Annotated in this window: 3 protein-coding genes; all 3 read left to right on the top strand. The window is 57.1% G+C overall.

Annotated elements, in window-relative coordinates:
- Window positions 1-478, top strand: a 478-nt coding sequence (locus AC1DT3_RS19980; protein ID WP_477466958.1) for an enolase C-terminal domain-like protein, incomplete at its 5' end; no start/stop codon positions are given.
- 190 nt (window positions 479-668) lie between these two features.
- Entirely contained in the window at window positions 669-1529 is an 861-nt protein-coding gene (locus AC1DT3_RS19975) for an ABC transporter permease (protein WP_477466957.1), read from the top strand.
- Window positions 1530-1785: ATP-binding cassette domain-containing protein (locus AC1DT3_RS19970; protein ID WP_477466956.1), on the top strand; the 256-nt coding region annotated here is incomplete at its 3' end.

Below are 1785 nucleotides of genomic sequence, written 5' to 3'. Positions count from 1 at the left end.
GCGCATTCCCATCGCGACCAACATGTACCCCGCGAAGTTTGATGACCTGGGGCCTGCCATCCGTTCCCGCGCCGTCGATATCGTGCTCACAGATATTCATTATTGGGAGGGGCTGCGTGGCGTGAAGGATCTCACGGCCATCTGCCGGACTTTTCAACTCGGCGTCGCGATGCATTCCGGCGTGGAGTTCGGCATCGAATTGGCCGCCATGCTGCACACCGCAGCCACAATACCCGAAATGACGTTCGCCGGAGACGCGCATTATCACTATCTCACCGACGACATCATTGAGGGTGGTCTCATGCGATATGAGAACGGTTCGATCGCCGTACCGACCGGCCCCGGCCTCGGAGTCGCTCTCGACGAGGACAAGATGCGACATTACGAGTCCTACTACGAGAAAGTCGGCGACTATTACGCACGCTTCCACGCAGACCCCAAGAGGCCGAACTGGATGCCGGTTGTCGGGGGCTGGTAGAACCATGCACCTCTAGGGCACTGGCCGCTTTCGGTTCAATTGCTCGCATTGAATAAGTCGTGCTTGGCCTCGGCTGAAGCCGCCATAATGCTTATAAGACCAGTAGAAAATGCCGTTTGAAAAGCGACGGCGCAAATCCTACCCCTGATCAAGCCCGAAATCGCCCGGGCAGTGAGATCGACGGTGTGAGATGCACAGGGGGATAGTCGTCACTGCGGTTGCGGAGCGCCGTCGAAATATCGGGGTGCACATCTCGATTCCAGGAGCATTCTATCGGTCGCTGGTGTCCCTCATCTTTCTTTTCATGTTCGTACCAGTGCTTTTCGTGTTCTGGGTCAGCATCTTTGAAAATGCCGTCATAACCTTCCCTCCGAAGGGATACACGTTGAAGTGGTTCGCCAATGTCTGGGCAAACGCTTCGTTCCTCGACGGCTTTTTGACCTCGATAAAGGTCGGGCTTTTCTCGATGACGGCTGGCCTGCTTCTTGGCGTCCCGGCGAGCGTCGCTTTAGTGCGGGGCCGTTTCCCTGGCCGCGCCACCTTGAATGCATTCCTTCTCTCGCCATTGATCGTGCCGGGCATCGTCGCGGGTACTGCCATCTACATCTTCTTCATCCAGCTCGAGGTCTGGACTGGAGTCAGAACTGTCGCGACCCTTCCTGGTTTCGTCGCGGCCCATGTGGTTCTGACCATTCCATGGACGGTCCGTCTGATCTCAGCGAGCCTTGTCGGCGTGAACGAATCCCTGGAGGAGGCCGCGATGAACCTCGGTGCGAATCCGCTTACCGCCTTTCTGCGCGTCACCTTACCCAGCATCCGCCCCGGATTGGTCGCTGCAGCCATATTCAGCTTCATCGTATCGTTCACCGATCTCGAAATGTCTCTCTTCCTCGCTGGTCCCGGACGAACCACGTTCCAAATTGCCATGCTGCAATATCTCGAGTGGAAATTCGATCCTACGATTGCGGCGGTGTCGGTCGTGCAAATAGTAGTGATCGGTTTCGGTCTTCTCGCGACGGACCGGTTCGTCAAGCTTTCGAGGGTTATCTAAATGCTCCCGGTCGCCCTCACGCGCATCAACAAGACGTATAGTGGAATCGCCGCCGTTCGCGATTTCTCGCTCAACATAGCGCCGGGAGAGCTCGTCGCTCTGCTCGGGCCGTCTGGCTGCGGCAAGACGACGACGTTGCGAATGATTGCCGGGTTCATCACGCCGACCAGTGGTGAGATCCAGATTGGACATCGCAACATCACAGGCGATCCGCCCTATCGCCGTTCGACGGGAATGGTTTTTCAAAGCTATGCCC

It is taken from the genome of Microvirga sp. P4_G7, assembly GCF_056401005.1.
The sequence above is the reverse complement of the archived record's forward strand: the minus strand, read 5'-3'. Positions and strand labels throughout refer to the sequence as shown.